This is a genomic window from Streptomyces sp. YJ-C3, from assembly GCF_053891275.1.
The window spans coordinates 1,460,102-1,476,157 of sequence record NZ_CM132685.1; the positions used below are offsets into that span (position 1 = coordinate 1,460,102).

11 protein-coding genes and 1 pseudogene are annotated in these 16,056 nt (G+C 71.1%); 3 read left to right on the forward strand and 9 right to left on the reverse strand.

The features are described from left to right. Positions 1 to 19: 19 nt before the first annotated feature. The 4 genes from ACVHNB_RS06510 to ACVHNB_RS06525 form a co-directional block, all read right to left on the reverse strand. Positions 20 to 3,823, reverse strand: a complete 3,804-nt coding sequence (locus tag ACVHNB_RS06510; RefSeq protein WP_456227595.1) for a multifunctional oxoglutarate decarboxylase/oxoglutarate dehydrogenase thiamine pyrophosphate-binding subunit/dihydrolipoyllysine-residue succinyltransferase subunit — start codon at positions 3,821 to 3,823, stop codon at positions 20 to 22. Between the two features lie 240 nt (positions 3,824 to 4,063). After that, entirely contained in the window at positions 4,064 to 5,122 is a 1,059-nt protein-coding gene (locus tag ACVHNB_RS06515) for a HAMP domain-containing sensor histidine kinase (protein WP_428957549.1), read from the reverse strand. Positions 5,123 to 5,196: 74 nt separating this feature from the next. Beyond that, positions 5,197 to 5,934 (reverse strand): response regulator transcription factor, encoded by a 738-nt coding sequence (locus tag ACVHNB_RS06520; RefSeq protein WP_428952343.1) that lies wholly within the window; start codon positions 5,932 to 5,934, stop codon positions 5,197 to 5,199. Positions 5,935 to 6,028: 94 nt separating this feature from the next. After that, the gene (locus ACVHNB_RS06525; RefSeq protein ID WP_428952342.1) at positions 6,029 to 6,733 is read right to left on the reverse strand and encodes a spermidine synthase family protein; all 705 of its coding nucleotides are present in this window, start codon (positions 6,731 to 6,733) and stop codon (positions 6,029 to 6,031) included. A 220-nt stretch (positions 6,734 to 6,953) separates the two neighbouring features. On the opposite strand from ACVHNB_RS06525, the gene ACVHNB_RS06530 reads away from it, so the two are divergent. After that, complete coding sequence (locus ACVHNB_RS06530; RefSeq protein WP_428952341.1) at positions 6,954 to 7,757, forward strand: rhomboid-like protein; 804 nt, start codon at positions 6,954 to 6,956, stop codon at positions 7,755 to 7,757. Between the two features lie 28 nt (positions 7,758 to 7,785). Here the strand turns inward: ACVHNB_RS06530 and ACVHNB_RS06535 are convergent. The 3 genes and pseudogenes from ACVHNB_RS06535 to ACVHNB_RS06545 all read right to left on the reverse strand — a co-directional run. After that, positions 7,786 to 8,787: pseudogene (locus tag ACVHNB_RS06535) on the reverse strand (DUF3626 domain-containing protein); the annotation flags it as partial. Between the two features lie 93 nt (positions 8,788 to 8,880). Further along, positions 8,881 to 9,837, reverse strand: a complete 957-nt coding sequence (locus tag ACVHNB_RS06540) for an IS481 family transposase (RefSeq protein ID WP_456226486.1) — start codon at positions 9,835 to 9,837, stop codon at positions 8,881 to 8,883. A gap of 101 nt (positions 9,838 to 9,938) precedes the next feature. Further along, positions 9,939 to 10,589 carry a GNAT family N-acetyltransferase gene (locus ACVHNB_RS06545; protein WP_456227596.1) on the reverse strand — a complete coding sequence of 217 codons (651 nt, stop codon included), beginning with the start codon at positions 10,587 to 10,589 and terminating at the stop codon, positions 9,939 to 9,941. A 177-nt stretch (positions 10,590 to 10,766) separates the two neighbouring features. On the opposite strand from ACVHNB_RS06545, the gene lon reads away from it, so the two are divergent. Continuing rightward, positions 10,767 to 13,187, forward strand: a complete 2,421-nt coding sequence (gene lon, locus ACVHNB_RS06550) for an endopeptidase La (RefSeq protein ID WP_428952339.1) — start codon at positions 10,767 to 10,769, stop codon at positions 13,185 to 13,187. 139 nt (positions 13,188 to 13,326) lie between these two features. On the opposite strand, the gene ACVHNB_RS06555 is transcribed toward lon, so the two are convergent. After that, positions 13,327 to 14,148: a lysozyme gene (locus tag ACVHNB_RS06555; RefSeq protein ID WP_428952338.1), complete on the reverse strand. Its 822-nt coding sequence runs from the start codon at positions 14,146 to 14,148 to the stop codon at positions 13,327 to 13,329. Positions 14,149 to 14,417: 269 nt separating this feature from the next. On the opposite strand from ACVHNB_RS06555, the gene ACVHNB_RS06560 reads away from it, so the two are divergent. Continuing rightward, positions 14,418 to 14,918 (forward strand): MarR family winged helix-turn-helix transcriptional regulator, encoded by a 501-nt coding sequence (locus ACVHNB_RS06560; RefSeq protein WP_428957548.1) that lies wholly within the window; start codon positions 14,418 to 14,420, stop codon positions 14,916 to 14,918. Positions 14,919 to 15,001: 83 nt separating this feature from the next. On the opposite strand, the gene ACVHNB_RS06565 is transcribed toward ACVHNB_RS06560, so the two are convergent. Next, complete coding sequence (locus ACVHNB_RS06565; RefSeq protein ID WP_428952337.1) at positions 15,002 to 15,790, reverse strand: protein phosphatase 2C domain-containing protein; 789 nt, start codon at positions 15,788 to 15,790, stop codon at positions 15,002 to 15,004. Between the last annotated feature and the right edge of the window lie 266 nt (positions 15,791 to 16,056).

The following is a 16,056-nucleotide window of genomic DNA, read 5'->3' on the forward strand; positions in this document are numbered from 1 at the left end:
GGTGTACGGGGGGCGAGACCTACGCCTCGAACACCTCACGCACCAGCTGCTCCTGCTCCGCCTGGTGGCGCTTCGCGGAGCCCACCGCCGGCGAGGAACCGTGCGGGCGGGAGATGCGGCGCAGCCGCTCGGCGCCCGGGACGTCGGCGCCGACCGCCAGGTCCAGGTGGTCGATCAGGTTGAGCGCGATGAACGGCCAGGCACCCTGGTTCGCCGGCTCCTCCTGCGCCCAGATGTACTTCTCGGCGTTCGGGTACTTGGCGATCTCGGCCTGGAGCTCGGTACCCGGCAGCGGGTACAGGCGCTCGACGCGGATGATGGCGGTGTCGGTGACACCGTTCTTCTTCCGCTCGGCCTCGAGGTCGTAGTACAGCTTGCCCGCGACGAAGACGACCTTGCGGACCGCGTTCGCGTCCACCGCGTCGTCGCCGATGACCGGACGGAAACCGCCCGACGTGAACTCCTCCACCTTCGACGCGGCGGCCTTGAGACGCAGCATCGACTTCGGGGTGAAGACCACCAGCGGCTTGTGGTGCGGGTTGTGCACCTGCCACCGCAGGAGGTGGAAGTAGTTCGACGGGAGCGTCGGCATCGCGACCGTCATGTTGTTCTGCGCGCAGAGCTGGAGGAAGCGCTCGACACGGGCCGAGGAGTGGTCCGGGCCCTGGCCCTCGTAGCCGTGCGGGAGCAGCAGGGTGACGCCGGACGTCTGGCCCCACTTCTGCTCGGCGGCCGAGATGTACTCGTCGACGACGGTCTGCGCGCCGTTGACGAAGTCACCGAACTGCGCTTCCCACATCACGAGGGACTCGGGACGCGCCAGCGAGTAGCCGTACTCGAAGCCCATGACCGCGTACTCGGAGAGCAGCGAGTCGTAGACGTTGTAGCGGGCCTGCTCGGGGGAGAGGTACAGCAGCGGCGTGTAGTCCTCGCCCGTCTCGCGGTCGATCAGCACCGCGTGGCGCTGGCCGAACGTGCCGCGGCGCGAGTCCTGGCCGGACAGGCGGACCGGGGTGCCCTCGAGGAGGAGCGAGCCGACGGCGAGGGTCTCGCCCATGCCCCAGTCGATCGTGCCGTCCTCGATCATCGCGGCACGGCGCTGCAGCTGCGGCAGCAGGCGCGGGTGCACCGTGACGTTGTCGGGGATGTTGACCTGGGACTCGGCGATGCGCTTGACGACCTCCTGGGAGATCGCGGTCTGCACGGCCACCGGGAACTCGGCCTGCGGGTCCGGGTGCTGGGACTCGCCCGGGTGCGCGACGGCCTCGCGGACCTCGGTGAAGACCTTCTCCAGCTGGCCCTGGAAGTCCTGCAGCGCCTGCTCGGCCTCTTCCAGGGTGATGTCGCCGCGACCGATGAGGGACTCGGTGTAGAGCTTGCGCACCGAGCGCTTCTTGTCGATCAGGTCGTACATCAGCGGCTGCGTGAACGCCGGGTTGTCCGACTCGTTGTGACCGCGGCGGCGGTAGCAGATGAGGTCGATCACGACGTCCTTGTTGAACGCCTGGCGGAACTCGAAGGCCAGACGGGCAACGCGGACGACGGCCTCGGGGTCGTCGCCGTTCACGTGGAAGATCGGCGCCTCGATCATGCGGGCCACGTCGGTGGCGTACATGGAGGAGCGCGACGACTCCGGGGCGGCGGTGAAGCCGACCTGGTTGTTGATGACGATGTGGACCGTGCCGCCCGTGCGGTAGCCGCGCAGCTGCGACATGTTCAGGGTCTCGGCCACGACGCCCTGGCCCGCGAAGGCCGCGTCACCGTGCAGGGCGACGGGCAGGACCGTGAAGTCCGTGCCGCCCTTGTTGATGATGTCCTGCTTGGCGCGGACGATGCCCTCGATGACCGGGTCGACCGTCTCCAGGTGGGACGGGTTCGCGGCCAGCGAGACGTTGATCTGCTCGCCGTCCAGGCCGGTGAAGGTGCCCTGGGCGCCCAAGTGGTACTTCACGTCGCCGGAGCCGTGCATCGACTTCGGGTCGAGGTTGCCCTCGAACTCGCGGAAGATCTGCGCGTACGACTTGCCGACGATGTTCGCCAGCACGTTCAGGCGGCCGCGGTGGGCCATGCCGATGACGACCTCGTCGAGGCGGGCCTCGGCGGCGGAGTCGATGACGGCGTCGAGCAGCGGGATGACCGACTCGCCGCCCTCGAGGGAGAAGCGCTTCTGGCCGACGTACTTGGTCTGCAGGAACGTCTCGAAGGCCTCGGCCGAGTTCAGGCGGCGCAGGATCCGCAGCTGCTCCTCGCGCTCCGGCTTGGAGTGCGCGCGCTCGATGCGGTCCTGGATCCACTTGCGCTGCTTCGGGTCCTGGATGTGCATGAACTCGACGCCGGTGGTGCGGCAGTACGAGTCGCGCAGCACACCGAGGATGTCGCGCAGCTTCATCATCGACTTGCCGGCGAAGCCGCCGACGGCGAACTCGCGCTCCAGGTCCCACAGCGTGAGCCCGTGCTCGGTGATGTCCAGGTCGGGGTGCTTGCGCTGCTGGTACTCCAGCGGGTCGGTGTCGGCCATGACGTGGCCGCGGACCCGGTAGGAGTGGATCAGCTCGAAGACGCGGGCGGCCTTGGTGACGTCGTCGTCGTGCGAGGCGTCGATGTCCTTGAGCCAGCGGACCGGCTCGTAGGGGATGCGCAGGGCCTTGAAGATCTCGTCGTAGAACTCGTTCTCACCGAGGAGGAGGTTCGCGACGATGCGCAGGAACTCGCCGGAGGCGGCGCCCTGGATGACCCGGTGGTCGTAGGTCGACGTGAGCGTCATGACCTTCGAGATGCCGAGCTTGTTCAGCGTGTCCTGGGACGTGCCCTGGAACTCGGCCGGGTAGTCCATGGAGCCGACGCCCATGATGACCGACTGGCCGGGCATCAGACGCGGGACCGAGTGGACGGTGCCGAGGCCGCCGGGGTTGGTCAGCGAGACCGTCACGCCGGAGAAGTCGTCCATCGTCAGCTTGCCGTCGCGGGCGCGGCGGACGATGTCCTCGTAGGCCTGCCAGAACTCGAAGAAGTTCAGCGTCTCGGCCTTCTTGATGCCGGCGACGACGAGCTGGCGGTCGCCGTTCGGCTTCACCAGGTCGATGGCCAGACCGAAGTTCACGTGGTCCGGCTTGACCAGGGTCGGCTTGCCGTCCTTCTCCTGGAAGGAGTAGTTCATCGACGGCATGGCCTTGATGGCCTGCACCATCGCGTACCCGATGAGGTGCGTGAAGGAGATCTTCCCGCCGCGGGCGCGCTTCAGGTGGTTGTTGATGACGATGCGGTTGTCGAACAGCAGCTTCACCGGGACGGCGCGCACGGACGTGGCCGTGGGGACCTCGATGGACGCGTTCATGTTCTTCGCGACGGCGGCGGCGGGACCGCGCAGCGTCACGAACTCGGGGCCGGCAGGGGCCTCGGTCGTCACTGGTTCAGCCTTCTTCGGTGCGGGGGTTGCGGGAGCGGGCTTCGCGGCGGGCGCGGGAGCCGGAGCGGCGGCAGCCTGTGCGGGAGCTGCGGCAGCGGGCTTCGCGGGGGCCGGAGCCTGAGCCGGGGCCTGCGCTGCGGGCGCGGGCTGGGCCGGGGCCGGAGCCGCGGCGGGGGCCGCGGGCTTCTGGGCCGGCGGCGCGGTCGGCGCAGCCCCCGCGGCCGCGGCACCGGGCTTGTAGTCGGCGAAGAAGTCCCACCAGGCTCGGTCTACCGAATTCGGGTCCTGGAGGTACTGCTGATAGATCTCGTCGACGAGCCACTCGTTGGGACCGAAGGCGGCGGCAGGGCTTTTGCCCTGCGCGGCTTGGTCGGTCTCGGTGGAGATGCTCGAGTTACTGGGGGACTGTGGCGACACGGCGGTAACCGCCCTCTTCCGCTTCTCACAAGGTGATGGACAGCGGGAATAAAGGCTACGCCTCCATCAGCGGCACGTGCAGACCGGGCCGGTGATCCGTCGCGTAAGTCACACTGGAAGCAGGGTTTCGGGCCGAGAAATGGCGGGAAACAAGCGGGGTTCCGGTACGTTCGGGCGCGCGCCCGGCGTGCTCGTGTACGCCTGCGCGCGGCTTGACCCGTGCCTGACCGAAACCCTACGTCAACTTTGCGTTCGGGGCTCTCCCGGAAGAGTGACCTTGATGCGGCAGCCCCGAGTCGATTCGGCCACACCTATCCGGCCGCCGTGGAGGTCCACGGCCCAGCGGGCGATGGCGAGGCCGAGGCCCGTGCCGCCGTCCCCCTTGCCCTTGGCCGTGTTTCCGGCGTTCCCCCGGTTGAAGCGCTCGAAGACCCGGTGCCACTCCGACTGCGGGATGCCCGGACCCTCGTCCAGCACCTCCAGCTCCAGGGACTCGGGGTAGGGGCCGCGCCGTGCCTGCACGGTGACGCGGCCGTGCGGCGGGGAGTGCTTCACCGCGTTGTCGATGAGATTCGCCACGACCTGGTGGATGCGCTCCGGATCGGCGTGCGCGGTCAGCTCGGGCGGCGAGACGTCGAGGTGGAGATGGACGTCCGTACGGGTATGGGTGCCGGAGCCGGAGGCGATGCCCGCGCGCTGGGACACCGCCATGTTCGCTTCCTTGAGCACGCCCGACAGGTACGGCCAGACCTCGAAGCGGCGGGCCTTGAGCGGGACCACGCCGTTGTCCAGGCGGGAGAGGTCCAGGAGCGTCTCGACCAGGCGGCCCAGGCGCTCCGTCTGCTTGAGCGCCGTGCGCATCGTCTCGGGGTCCGCGGACATCACGCCGTCCACGACGTTCTCCAGGACCGCGCGCAGGCCCGCGATCGGGGTGCGCAGCTCGTGCGAGACGTTCGCGACGAGCTCCTTGCGCTGCTCGTCCTGGGCCGCCAGCTCGTCGGCCATGCGGTTGATCGTGACCGCCAGGTCGCCGAGCTCGTCACGGCGGTCCGCACCCCGGACGCGGCGCGTGTAGTCGCCGTTCGAGATGGAGCGGGCCACCGTGTTCATCTCGTCGAGCGGCGCGGTGAGGCTGTGCGCCACGAACTGAGTGATCAGCAGGGTCGCGATGATCGAGAACACGGTGATGAAGCGCAGCTCCGTCGCCGTGTACATCGCCACCATGAGCAGGCCCGTGGTGATGAAGACGGAGACGACGACGAGCGTGCCGAGCTTCGCCTTGATCGAGAACGGCCGCAGACCGCCCGACGCCCAGTGCGCGGTGAGGGGATGCGGCCGGTGGGGGCGGCTGTACGGTGCCCGGTCCCCGGCGCTCATGGGGTCGGCGTCTCCAGCGCGTAGCCGACACCGTGCACGGTGCGGATGCGCTCCGCGCCGATCTTCCGGCGCAGCGCCTTGATGTGGCTGTCGACGGTGCGGGTGCCCGAGGCGTCGGCCCAGTCCCAGACCTCGGCGAGCAGCTGCTCGCGGGAGAGGACGGCACGGGGGGTGTTCGCCAGGCACACCAGGAGGTCGAACTCGGTCGGCGTCAGGTGCACGTCCTCGCTCCTGACCCGTACGCGACGCTGCGCGTGGTCGATCTCCAGCTCGCCGAGGCGGAGGATGCCGCTGCGCGGGGTCGACGCGGCGAGGGCCGCGCGCTCGACGCGGCGCAGCAGCACGTGGACTCTCGCGGCCAGCTCCCGCATGGAGAACGGCTTCGTCATGTAGTCGTCGGCGCCGACGCCGAGCCCGACGAGCATGTCCGTCTCGTCGTCGCGTGCCGTCAGCATCATGACCGGCACCGGTCGCTGCGCCTGCACGCGGCGGCAGACCTCGAGCCCGTCGAAGCCGGGCAGCATGATGTCGAGAATCAGCAGGTCCGGCTGCCATGCCTCGGCCGTGTCGACCGCGGCCGGCCCGTCCTGCGCGGTTTGCACGAGGAATCCCTCGGCCCGTAGCCGGGCGGCGATGGCGTCCACGATCGTGGGGTCGTCCTCGACGACGAGAATCCGTCGCTGGGCACCCGGGGTCGCCGTGCTGCCGTTCTGGGAGGTGTGTGTCTGCTCCATCGCCCCGCCCCTGAATGCGCGCCTTCGTGACGCGCTTGACGCTTGAATGATCTGGGTTTCGGACGTCAGCGTACGGGGAGTTACCGCCGGTCGGCTACGCGGCCCGTACTGCGAGGTGCACCACGTCGGGTACGCCTCGGACAACGGGGATCTCTTCGGTGCGGACCGCCTGGAATCCGGCATTCCGCAAGGTTCCTTCAAAATTTGCGGAGGGCTGTGCGGACCAGACGGCCAGCACGCCGCCCGGGTTCAGACGGGCCCGGCAGGCGGCCAGCCCCGCGGGTGAGTAGAGGCTGTTGTTGTCCTCGGTGACCGTCCAGTCCGGGCCGTTGTCGATGTCGAGGCAGAGGGCGTCGTAGGTCGTCGCCGTCGTGCGGACGTGCTCCACGAGGTCGGCCTCGACGATCTCCGTGCGGGGGTCCGCGACGGCGTCGGCGGACAGCGGGGCCAGGGGGCCGTCGAGGTGCCAGCCGATGATCGCCGGTTCGCGTTCGACGACGCTGATGCGGCCCCAGCGCGGGTTCGCCGCCGCGTGGGCCAGGGAGAAACCCACGCCGAGGCCGCCGATCAGGACGGCGGGCTCGGCCCGGTCGGCGGGCAGTGCGGCCAGCGCCGCGTCGATCAGCAGCCGCTCCGAGCGGCCGTCGGACGTGTCCATCAGGAACGTGCCGTTGGCGATGATCTGGAGCAGGTCGCCGTGGCGGCGCAGGACGACTTCGCCGTAGGGGCCGTCGCGGCGGTCCAGGACGACCGGGATGTCGAGCGGGTCGGGGCCTTCGGCGAGGTACGTGCTGCTCATCCGGCCATCCTCGCGCAGCGTGGGGGCGGCCGGCAGGCCTTTTCGGCCGGGCGCCGGCTGCCGCGGCCGGCCGCCGCGGCCCGGCCGGTGCGGACGGCTTGCGGACGCGGCCGGGGCCTGTGAGGTTGCTGTGGATCGCGTCTCACGTGGCGTCCGTCATAGACAGCGGTGCCGGGTGCGGCGAAGTGTGGGGTGGATCTGTACGAAAGGGGTGCCCCACGTGGAACCAGGCGTGACGGCCGGTGTCGAGGCGACACCCCCTCCCGACGTGCACGGTCCGCTGAACGGCATCCCGGCGCAGCCGCGGCCCCCGGCGCCGGAGGCGGCGCCGCGCAGGCGCTCCATACGGTTCCCGGCCGGCCGGCTGCTGCCGACGCCGACCGGGACCCCGTTCACCTTCGCCTACACCGCCGTGCTCCTCGGCACCTCGCTGTTCATGGAGTTCGCGAACCCGGACACCGTCGCGGCGGCGCTGCGGGCCTCCAGCACCGATGTCACCCATCTGGCCCAGTCCCCGCTGCTCGTCCTGGTGGCCAGCGCGCTGTGGATCGCGGGCGGCATCACCTCACCGTTCGTGATCGCCTTCGTGGTCGTGCTGACCGCGCTGGAGCGGCGCATCGGTGGGCTGCGCACCGCCGGTGTCTTCCTGCTCGGCCATGTCCTGGCGACCCTCGCCACCGAGATCCCGGTGGGCCTGTCGGTGATGGCGGGCCATCTCCCCGACAGCTCGCTGCACCGCCTCGACTACGGCATCAGCTTCGGCGTCGCCGCGAGCATCGGGGCACTGGCCGGGCTGCTCGCGCCGTGGCCGCGCCGGCTGGTCCTCGGCGGGTTCGGGGCGATGCTGGTCGAGGACCTGATCGCGTTCACCGACCCGATGACGAACTGGGGGCATCTGCTGGCCCTGGCGATCGGCGTCGCCACGTGGCCGCTGGTGCGCCGGTGGCGGACCCGGACGCGCCGGGCGTCCGCGCCGGGCGTGCGCTCGTCCCGAAGCGCACGACGCAGTGCCACAGCTGCTTGAGGTACTGCAGGACCTCGTCCGGTGTCCCGTACGCCGCCCAGTTCCCGGGTGATCTGACCGCGTCCGCGGCGGCCCGTCCGACGGCGGCCGCGTCGACGGCCCCGTTGTCGCCGTCCGCCACGAATCGTTCGCGCACGCGCGCCGCGACCGACGGCAGCGCGGGGCCGCGGAAGTCCGCGAGGTCCGGGTCCGGGACGTCGGGGCGCAGCTCGAACCCCGTGTGCCACTCCACGGGAAGGCCGATGCCGGTGAGCAGTTCGCCGGTGCGGGTGCCCCGGAACGAGGGGTCGAGGACGAGCGCCTCGGCGTCCCTGCGCAGGTCCACGTCGCCGTGCACCTGCGCCTCCACGTAGAAGTCGAGGGACCGGCCGACCCGGGGCGGCGCGGGCGGGTGCGGCAGAGCGTGGATCACCGCCGCCGGATCAGTGCCCGAGATCCCCAGCGACTGCCCGCTGTCCGCCGCGTCGGCCACCAGCGCGGCCAGCACCGGGTGCCATGCGTCGAAGGTGCCCAGGGCGGACGGCCCGACGTGGCTGTCCCCGAAGCAGAACGTCGACCGCTCGCCCACCCCGGCCCGCAGCCGCACATGGCACGAGCCGAACCGGGGAGCGGCCCCGTCGGCGTGCCGCATCACGTTCAGGGCGCCGTACTTGGGCCGCTCCACGGCGCCGGCACCCGTGTACGCCCCGCCGAACAGCCGCTCCTCCCAGCCGTCGCGCAGGCCGCCCGGGTGCGCGGTGCGGCTGCCGTTCGACAGGCCCGTCTCGTACTGGCCGCGGTACCGGCCGTCGGCGGCGAGCCGGTCGGCGACGGTGCTGCGCCGGTCCGCGAGCAGCCGGTCCGGATGGAAATTGAGGGTCACGCGCGCGTGGGCGCGCAGATTCGCGATCAGGGCGGCGGCCGCGTCCGGGCCGACGCCCCGCTCCCGCAGCCGGGCCAGGGCGGGGTCACGGCCCGCGCGCCCCGCCGCGCGCAGATGGCGCAGGGCGGCGTCCTGCGCGGCGGTCAGCAAGATCGTGGGCGCGGTCATCGCCGCAGTATCGGGCGGGCCCGCCGCGCCCGGCAAAGGAATTCGCCGGTGCTCCCGGGCCCCTCGCGGGCCGCCCGACCGCCTGATCAGGCCCTAGGTGTATTGACTCGCAGCGTTGTTGACGCGGCTGATGGGTGGGTGGCCGCCGAGTGCGGTGTGGCAGCGGTGGTGGTTGTAGGTGTGCAGGAAGTCTGCCAGGGCTGCTGTTCGTTCGTCGTTTGAGGTGTAGGGCCGCAGATAGGCCCATTCGTCGAGCAGGGTCCGGTTGAAGCGTTCGACCTTGCCGTTGGTCTGCGGCCGGTAGGCGCGGGTGAGTTTGCCGGCCGCCCCCAGGTCGGCCAGAGCCTCGCGCCAGGCGAAGCTTTTGCGGTAGGGCCAGGCGTTGTCGGTCAGGACCCGTTCGACGTGGTCGATGCCGTGTGCGGTGAAGAAGGCTGCCGCCCGCCGGAGGAAGGCTGCGCAGGTGGCGGCTTTCTCGTCGGGGTGGATCTCGCTGTAGGCGAGGCGGGTGTGGTCGTCGACGGCGGAGTGGATGTAGTCGAAGCCCATGTTGTTGCGGGTGACGCGGCCGGCCTGACGGCCCAGGACCTTGTGGCCGCCGCCGTCGGGGATCCGGCCGAGCTTCTTGACATCGACGTGGATCAGTTCGCCGGGCCGGTCTCGTTCGTAGCGGCGGATGACCTGCCCGGTGGGCCGGTCCAGGAAGGCCAGGCGGTTCAGCCCGTGGCGGGCCAGAATCCGGTGTGTGGTCGAGGCGGGCAGGCCCAGGATCGGGCCGATGCGGGCGGGTCCGAGCTTGCGGTCCTGGCGCAGCCGACACACCAGTTCCTCGGTCGTCGCCGCAGTGCGGTGCGGTGTGGTGAGGGGACGGCTGGAACGGTCATGCAGTCCTTGCTCGCCCTCGGTCCGCCAGCGGCGAACCCACTTGTGGGCCGTGACGCGCGAGATGCCCATCTCGGCCGCGACGTGCGCGACCGGACGGCCTGCGCGGACACGCTCGATGAGAAGCCGCCTGCCGAGAACGGTCAGCCGGGCATTACGGTGGGACACGAAGACCTCCGTGCGGTGCAGTCCTAGACAGCTCCACCACACCGGAGGTCTTCGCCATGATCAAGCCCAGTCGGTGTTAACAACGCTCGTGATCAATACACCTAGGCGCCCGCGTGCTTCGCGTTCGTCAGCGGTGCCACGATCCGCCAGCCCACCGACTCGTACAGGAGCCGTCCGTCGGGGGTGCAGGCGAGCACCGCGCGGGTCGCGCCCAGGGCGTGGGCCGCGGCGTGCAGCGTGCCCATGATCATCGTGCCGAGGCCCTTGCGGCGGTGGTGCTCGGACGTCTCGATCTGGTCGACGACCGCGCTCGCGCCGGTCGGGGCGACCTGGCCGCGCGCGGCGAACGCCCCGTCGGTGTCGGTGAGCAGGACGCGGGTGACGCCGGAGCGGGTCCAGGTGCGCAGCCGGTAGCCCGCGGGGACGTCCGGCGCGGCGGTGGCCGTCAGCTCCCGCGCCATCAGGAAGTCGCCCGAGCCGTAGGGGCGCCACTCGGGTCCGAGCCACGGCAGCACGCGCTCGGGGTCGGCGAAGACCTTGAGGTGGAAGGCGCGGGCGTGCGTCGACTCGGCCGCCTTGCGGACGTCGTCCTCGCGCACGCCGTCGTTCGTCGCGCCCAGGACGTGCCGGCCGACGTGCTCCTCGAGCCCCACATGGATCGTGTACCCCCAGGGCTCGGCGAGCGGGGGAGTGGCCCCGCGCGAGACGACCCAGCCGTCGACCCAGTCCCGTACGAGATCGTCGCCCGCCATGTGCACACTCCTCGGCCCGTGCGGCCTGTAATGGTCCGTTGCCTGGAGAGAACCTTACGAGGGTCGATTTCCGCTGTGACAGAGGCGATCGCTGAGAGCGAACGCGTGCTGGGGAACATCCACGGGCGCTCGTGCATTGAGTCGACATAGCTCAACTTGACTGCCGAAGGGGAGATCATGGCTTCGACGTCCACACCGCTCACCTTGCCCGTGCTGCCGCTCGACGACGAGGTCGTGCTGCCCGGAATGGTGGTGCCCCTGGACCTGAACGACACGGACGTACGCGCCGCGGTGGAGGCCGCCCAGGCCGCCGCCCGGTCCAGCGGATCCGGTGGGGGAACCAAGCCGAAGGTGCTGCTTGTTCCACGCATCGACGGCACGTACGCGAACACGGGGGTGCTCGGCACCGTCGAGCAGGTGGGACGCCTCGCCGACGGCGACCCCGGCGCCCTGATCCGCGCCCGCGGCCGCGTCCGCATCGGCGCGGGCACCACCGGGCCGGGCGCCGCCCTGTGGGTGGAGGGCCTGACCGTCGAGGAAGAGGTGCCCGAGCCGCTGCCCGGCTCCGTGACCGAGCTGGTCAAGGAGTACAAGGCGCTCGCCACGAACTGGCTGAAGAAGCGCGGCGCCTGGCAGGTCGTGGACCGCGTCCAGCAGATCGACGACGTGTCCGCGCTCGCCGACAACTCCGGCTACTCGCCCTTCCTGAGCACCGCCCAGAAGATCGAGCTCCTGGAGACCACCGACCCGGTCGCCCGCCTGAAGCTGGCCACCGCGCAGCTGCGCGAGCACCTCGCCGAGCAGGACGTCGCCGAGACCATCGCCAAGGACGTCCAGGAGGGCGTCGACAAGCAGCAGCGCGAGTTCCTGCTGCGCCGCCAGCTCGAAGCGGTCCGCAAGGAGCTGCGCGACCTGAACGGCGAGGCCGAGGGCGAGGAGTCCGACGACTACCGCGCCCGCGTCGAGGCCGCCGACCTGCCCGAGAAGGTCCGCGAGGCCGCGCTCAAGGAGGTCGAGAAGCTGGAGCGCTCCAGCGACCAGTCCCCCGAGGGCTCGTGGATCCGCACCTGGCTCGACACCGTCCTCGAACTGCCGTGGAACGAGCGGACCGAGGACCAGTACGACATCCCGGGCGCCCAGAGCGTCCTCGACGCCGAGCACTCCGGGCTGCAGGACGTGAAGGAGCGGATCACCGAGTACCTGGCCGTGCGCAAGCGGCGCGCGGACCGCGGGCTCGGCGTCGTCGGCGGGCGGCGCGGCGGTGCCGTGCTCGCGCTCGTCGGCCCGCCCGGCGTCGGCAAGACGTCGCTCGGCGAGTCCGTCGCGCACGCCATGGGCCGCAAGTTCGTCCGCGTCGCCCTCGGCGGCGTACGCGACGAGGCGGAGATCCGCGGCCACCGGCGTACGTACGTCGGCGCGCTGCCCGGCCGCATCGTCCGCGCCGTCAAGGAGGCCGGGTCGATGAACCCGGTCGTGCTCCTCGACGAGATCGACAAGGTCGGCTCCGACTTCCGCGGCGACCCGGCCGCGGCCCTGCTCGAAGTCCTCGACCCGGCGCAGAACCACACCTTCCGGGACCACTACCTGGAGGTCGAACTCGACCTGTCCGACGTCGTGTTCCTCGCGACGGCGAACGTGCTCGAAGCCATCCCGGAGGCCCTGCTCGACCGCATGGAGCTGGTCCGCCTCGACGGCTACACCGAGGACGAGAAGGTCGTCATCGCCCGCGACCACCTGGTGCCGCGCCAGCTGGAGCGCGCGGGTCTCGACAAGGACGAGGTCGTCATCGGCGAGGACGCGCTGCGCAAGCTGGCCGGCGAGTACACGCGCGAGGCCGGCGTGCGCAACCTGGAGCGGTCCGTCACGCGGGTGCTGCGCAAGGTGGCCGCCCAGCACGAACTCGGCGAGCGGGAGCTGCCGTTCACCGTCGGCGCGGACGACCTGCGCGCGCTCGTCGGACGGCCGCACCACGTGCCCGAGTCGGCGCAGGACCCGGCCGAGCGGCGCACCGCGGTGCCGGGTGTCGCGACCGGTCTCGCGGTCACCGGAGCGGGTGGTGACGTGCTCTTCGTCGAGGCGTCGCTGGCCGACCCGGAGACGGGCGCGGCCGGTCTGACCCTGACCGGTCAGCTCGGCGACGTCATGAAGGAGTCGGCGCAGATCGCGCTCTCCTTCCTGCGCTCGCACGGCGCCGAACTGGAGCTGCCCGTCGCGGACTTGAAGGAGCGCGGCGTGCACATCCACTTCCCGGCGGGCGCGGTCCCCAAGGACGGGCCGAGCGCGGGCGTCACCATGACGACCGCTCTCGCCTCGCTGCTGAGCGGGCGCCTGGTCCGCACGGACGTGGCGATGACCGGCGAGGTGTCGCTGACCGGGCGGGTGCTCCCCATCGGCGGCGTCAAGCAGAAGCTGCTCGCCGCGCACCGGGCCGGCATCACCACGGTGATCATCCCGAAGCGCAACGAGCCCGATCTGGACGACGTCCCGGCGGAGGTCCTGGAGAAGCTGGACGTGCACCCGGTGACGGATGTGCGCCAGGTCCTGGAGCTGGCCCTGGCTCCCGCCTCCGCGGACGTGGAGGTTCCGGTCGCGGCGTGACGGACGCGGGCGGATGACGAAGGCCCGGCCCCTTCCCGGGGGCCGGGCCTTCCGCGTGCTCCGAGGGCGCCGACCGGTCCGGGCCCGTGCGGGCTCTGCCCCGGACCCCGGTCCCCGATCGCCGGACGGGCTCGAACGGTCAGCCGTTGGCGAGCGCCTGGACCCGGTCCAGGGCGCCGTTGAACTTGTCGTGGTCGCCGACCGTCGGGCCGGTCGAGGTGTACTGCCACATCGTCTGGACGCCCCAGCCGGCCGGCAGGGTGCCCACGGTGGAGGCGTAACGGGCGATCCACAGCGGGTTGGTGGAGCCGAACGCGCCGGAGTTGCCGGTGCACTGGGTCCACCAGCTGGTGGCCGTGTAGATCACGGCGTCGCGGCCGGTGCGCGCCTTGTACTGGTTCACGAAGTCCCGGATCCACGTCACCATCGCGGCGGCCGTCTTGCCGTAGCACGCGGCGCCGTACGGGTTCCACTCGATGTCGAGCACACCCGGCAGCGTCTTGCCGTCCTTGGACCAGCCGCCGCCGTGGTCGACGAAGTAGTTGGCCTGGGTGGCCCCGCTCGTGGTGTCCGGCGTCGCGAAGTGGTACGCGCCGCGGATCATGCCCACGTTGTACGAACCGTTGTACTGCTGGGCGAAGTACGGGTTCGTGTAGTACGTGCCTTCGGTGGCCTTGGTGTAGGCCCACTTCACGCCGCTGCTCCAGAGTGTCGACCAGGCCACGTTGCCCTGGTGGCCGCTGACGTCGACCCCCTCGGTCTGGGTCACCCGGCCGACCGGGCCCTCACCGGTGTCGCCGTCGTGCTCGGCCACTCCCATGCCCATGTGGGCTTCACCCCGGGCGGGGACGTCGGCGGCCTGCGCGGCACTCGGCAGGGTGAACAGGAGGGAGAGGGCGGCGAGCAGGGCGCCGGCCGCGATGCTTCTGCGTCTGGGGGTTCCGGGTCTGTGCACGGGCATTGCATGCCTCCGAGGGCCTCGTGGGGGACCAGCGGGTCGCTGATCGGGGGACCTGTGCTGTGGTGACCTGTCGACATGTCGCCGTGACGCTACTGGTGTGGACATGCCATGCATGACGCTACGCATGTAGACCTGTGTGAGGGAAGGGGGCCTGGATGCTGCCGTTGGTCTACTCCTGCGAAATACTGACGGAGCTGCGGTAATGGCGGCGATTGGCGAAAACTTTCAGAATCGGGAAACCCGGGGAAACTCTGGCCATGGGCGCTGACGTGCACGAAGACGGGAACGGCGAGCGGCGGAACGCCGAACGCGACACGAATTCCGATGCCGCGCCGACTGGTGTGGACCACGAATTCCTCTCCCTGGAGCGAGAGTTGACCGTACTGCTGCGCCGCGCCCGGGCCTCCTCCGGCGAGATGGCCCGCGAGGTCCACCCGGACCTGGAGCCGGCCGCGTACGGGCTGCTCGTGCGCCTGGAGGAGTGCGGCGCGCAGCGGGCCACCGAACTCGCCGCGTACATCGGCGTCGGCAAGGCGACGATGAGCCGGCAGCTGCGCGCCCTGGAGGACCTCGGCTTCGTCGCCCGCGAACCCGACCCGGCCGACGGCCGCGCCTGGCTCGTCTCCCTCACGGAGCGCGGCCGGTCCGACTTCAGCCAGGTGCGGGACGCCCGGCGCATGCGGTACGTGCGGCAGCTCGCGGGGTGGGATCGGCGGGAGGTCGCCGAACTGGCCCGGCTGCTGCATCAGTTGAACGCCGGGGCCGAGTAGGCCTGGTCCGCCCGGCCTGCCCCCCCGGGCCCCGCTCCTCGATCGCCGGAGGGGATTGATCCATGCCGGAGGGGGCTCTGCGGCTACAGCTCCGCGTACACGACGCTCGCGTCGTCGTGGGTCTTGCCGCGGCGCAGATACGTCCGCGCTTGCGCGTCCGCGTCCTCCAGCGCGCGGACCCGGGCCACCGTCGCCTCCGCTCCCTCCTTGCGCACCAGCGCGAACAGCTCGGCCCAGTCGCCCTCGTGGAACTTCTCCACCCAGCGCGTCACCCCGTCGGTCAGCGCGGCCAGCGCCCGGACCTCGGCGCGGGGGAGTGCGCCGGTCACCGCCCGGTCCGCCACCGACGGGTCCGCCGCCGCCGTGAAGAAGCCGCCCTCCTTGTTGCGTACGGTCGCGTCCGCCACCTCGTCCGAGACCAGGGAGGTGCGCGGGACCCGGTCGAGGCGGTCGTCGAGCAGTGCGGTCACCGTGCCGTCCGGGGACTCGACCAGCAGCGCCGAGTCGGACAGCACCAGATGCTCGACCCGGTCCGCGTCCCAGCGGGCGAGGACGACGGTCGCCTGCGGAGTGCGCGGGTGAGAAAGGTCACAGGTCTCGCGGTGAACCCCGGCGGTCCGGGCGATCGCCGCCGCGAGGACGTCACGCAACGTCATATCCCGCCGCGAACTGGACAGTTCGGCCAGGGCGCCGCCCAGTCGGGCGGTGAACCAGGGGACGGAGTGCAGGCAGCCGTCGTCGCCGGCCGGCGGTGTGACGCCGTCGAGGACCACCAGCGATCCGCCCTGTCCGGAGGCCGGAACCGCCACCGATGCGTAGTCCTCGTTCGGGCGGGCGGGGTCACCGGGTTCGGTGGTCAGTTCGATGCGCATTCGGCCAGTCTGCACGAGGTCTTCACGGGGCCGGCCGATCGCCGCGAGTTGGCCTGCACCAGCAGGTCGACGCCGGTTTTGGGGCGGAATGATCGACTCCGACGGGGCGCGGCGGGGCATCTTGCCAAAGCCTGTGAAGGACGTCCAACCGGCGCACCGTGGAGGACTCGTGACCGTGCCGGGGGAACTTGCCCCTCAACTCCCCGTCGATGTTCACTCCTTCGGGTGGCGGGCAAGGTGATGTGCGCCCCCTGCTCAACGGCACT

Bases quoted from the DNA above. Each gene is read 5' to 3' on its own strand.
- ACVHNB_RS06520 (WP_428952343.1), bottom strand. From the start codon at position 5,934: ATGGAGCAGACACACACCTCCCAGAACGGCAGCACGGCGACCCCGGGT.
- ACVHNB_RS06525 (WP_428952342.1), bottom strand. From the start codon at position 6,733: ATGAGCAGCACGTACCTCGCCGAAGGCCCCGACCCGCTCGACATCCCG.
- ACVHNB_RS06555 (WP_428952338.1), bottom strand. From the start codon at position 14,148: ATGCCCGTGCACAGACCCGGAACCCCCAGACGCAGAAGCATCGCGGCC.
- ACVHNB_RS06545 (WP_456227596.1), bottom strand. From the start codon at position 10,589: ATGGCGGGCGACGATCTCGTACGGGACTGGGTCGACGGCTGGGTCGTC.
- ACVHNB_RS06565 (WP_428952337.1), bottom strand. From the start codon at position 15,790: ATGCGCATCGAACTGACCACCGAACCCGGTGACCCCGCCCGCCCGAAC.
- lon (WP_428952339.1), top strand. From the start codon at position 10,767: ATGGCTTCGACGTCCACACCGCTCACCTTGCCCGTGCTGCCGCTCGAC.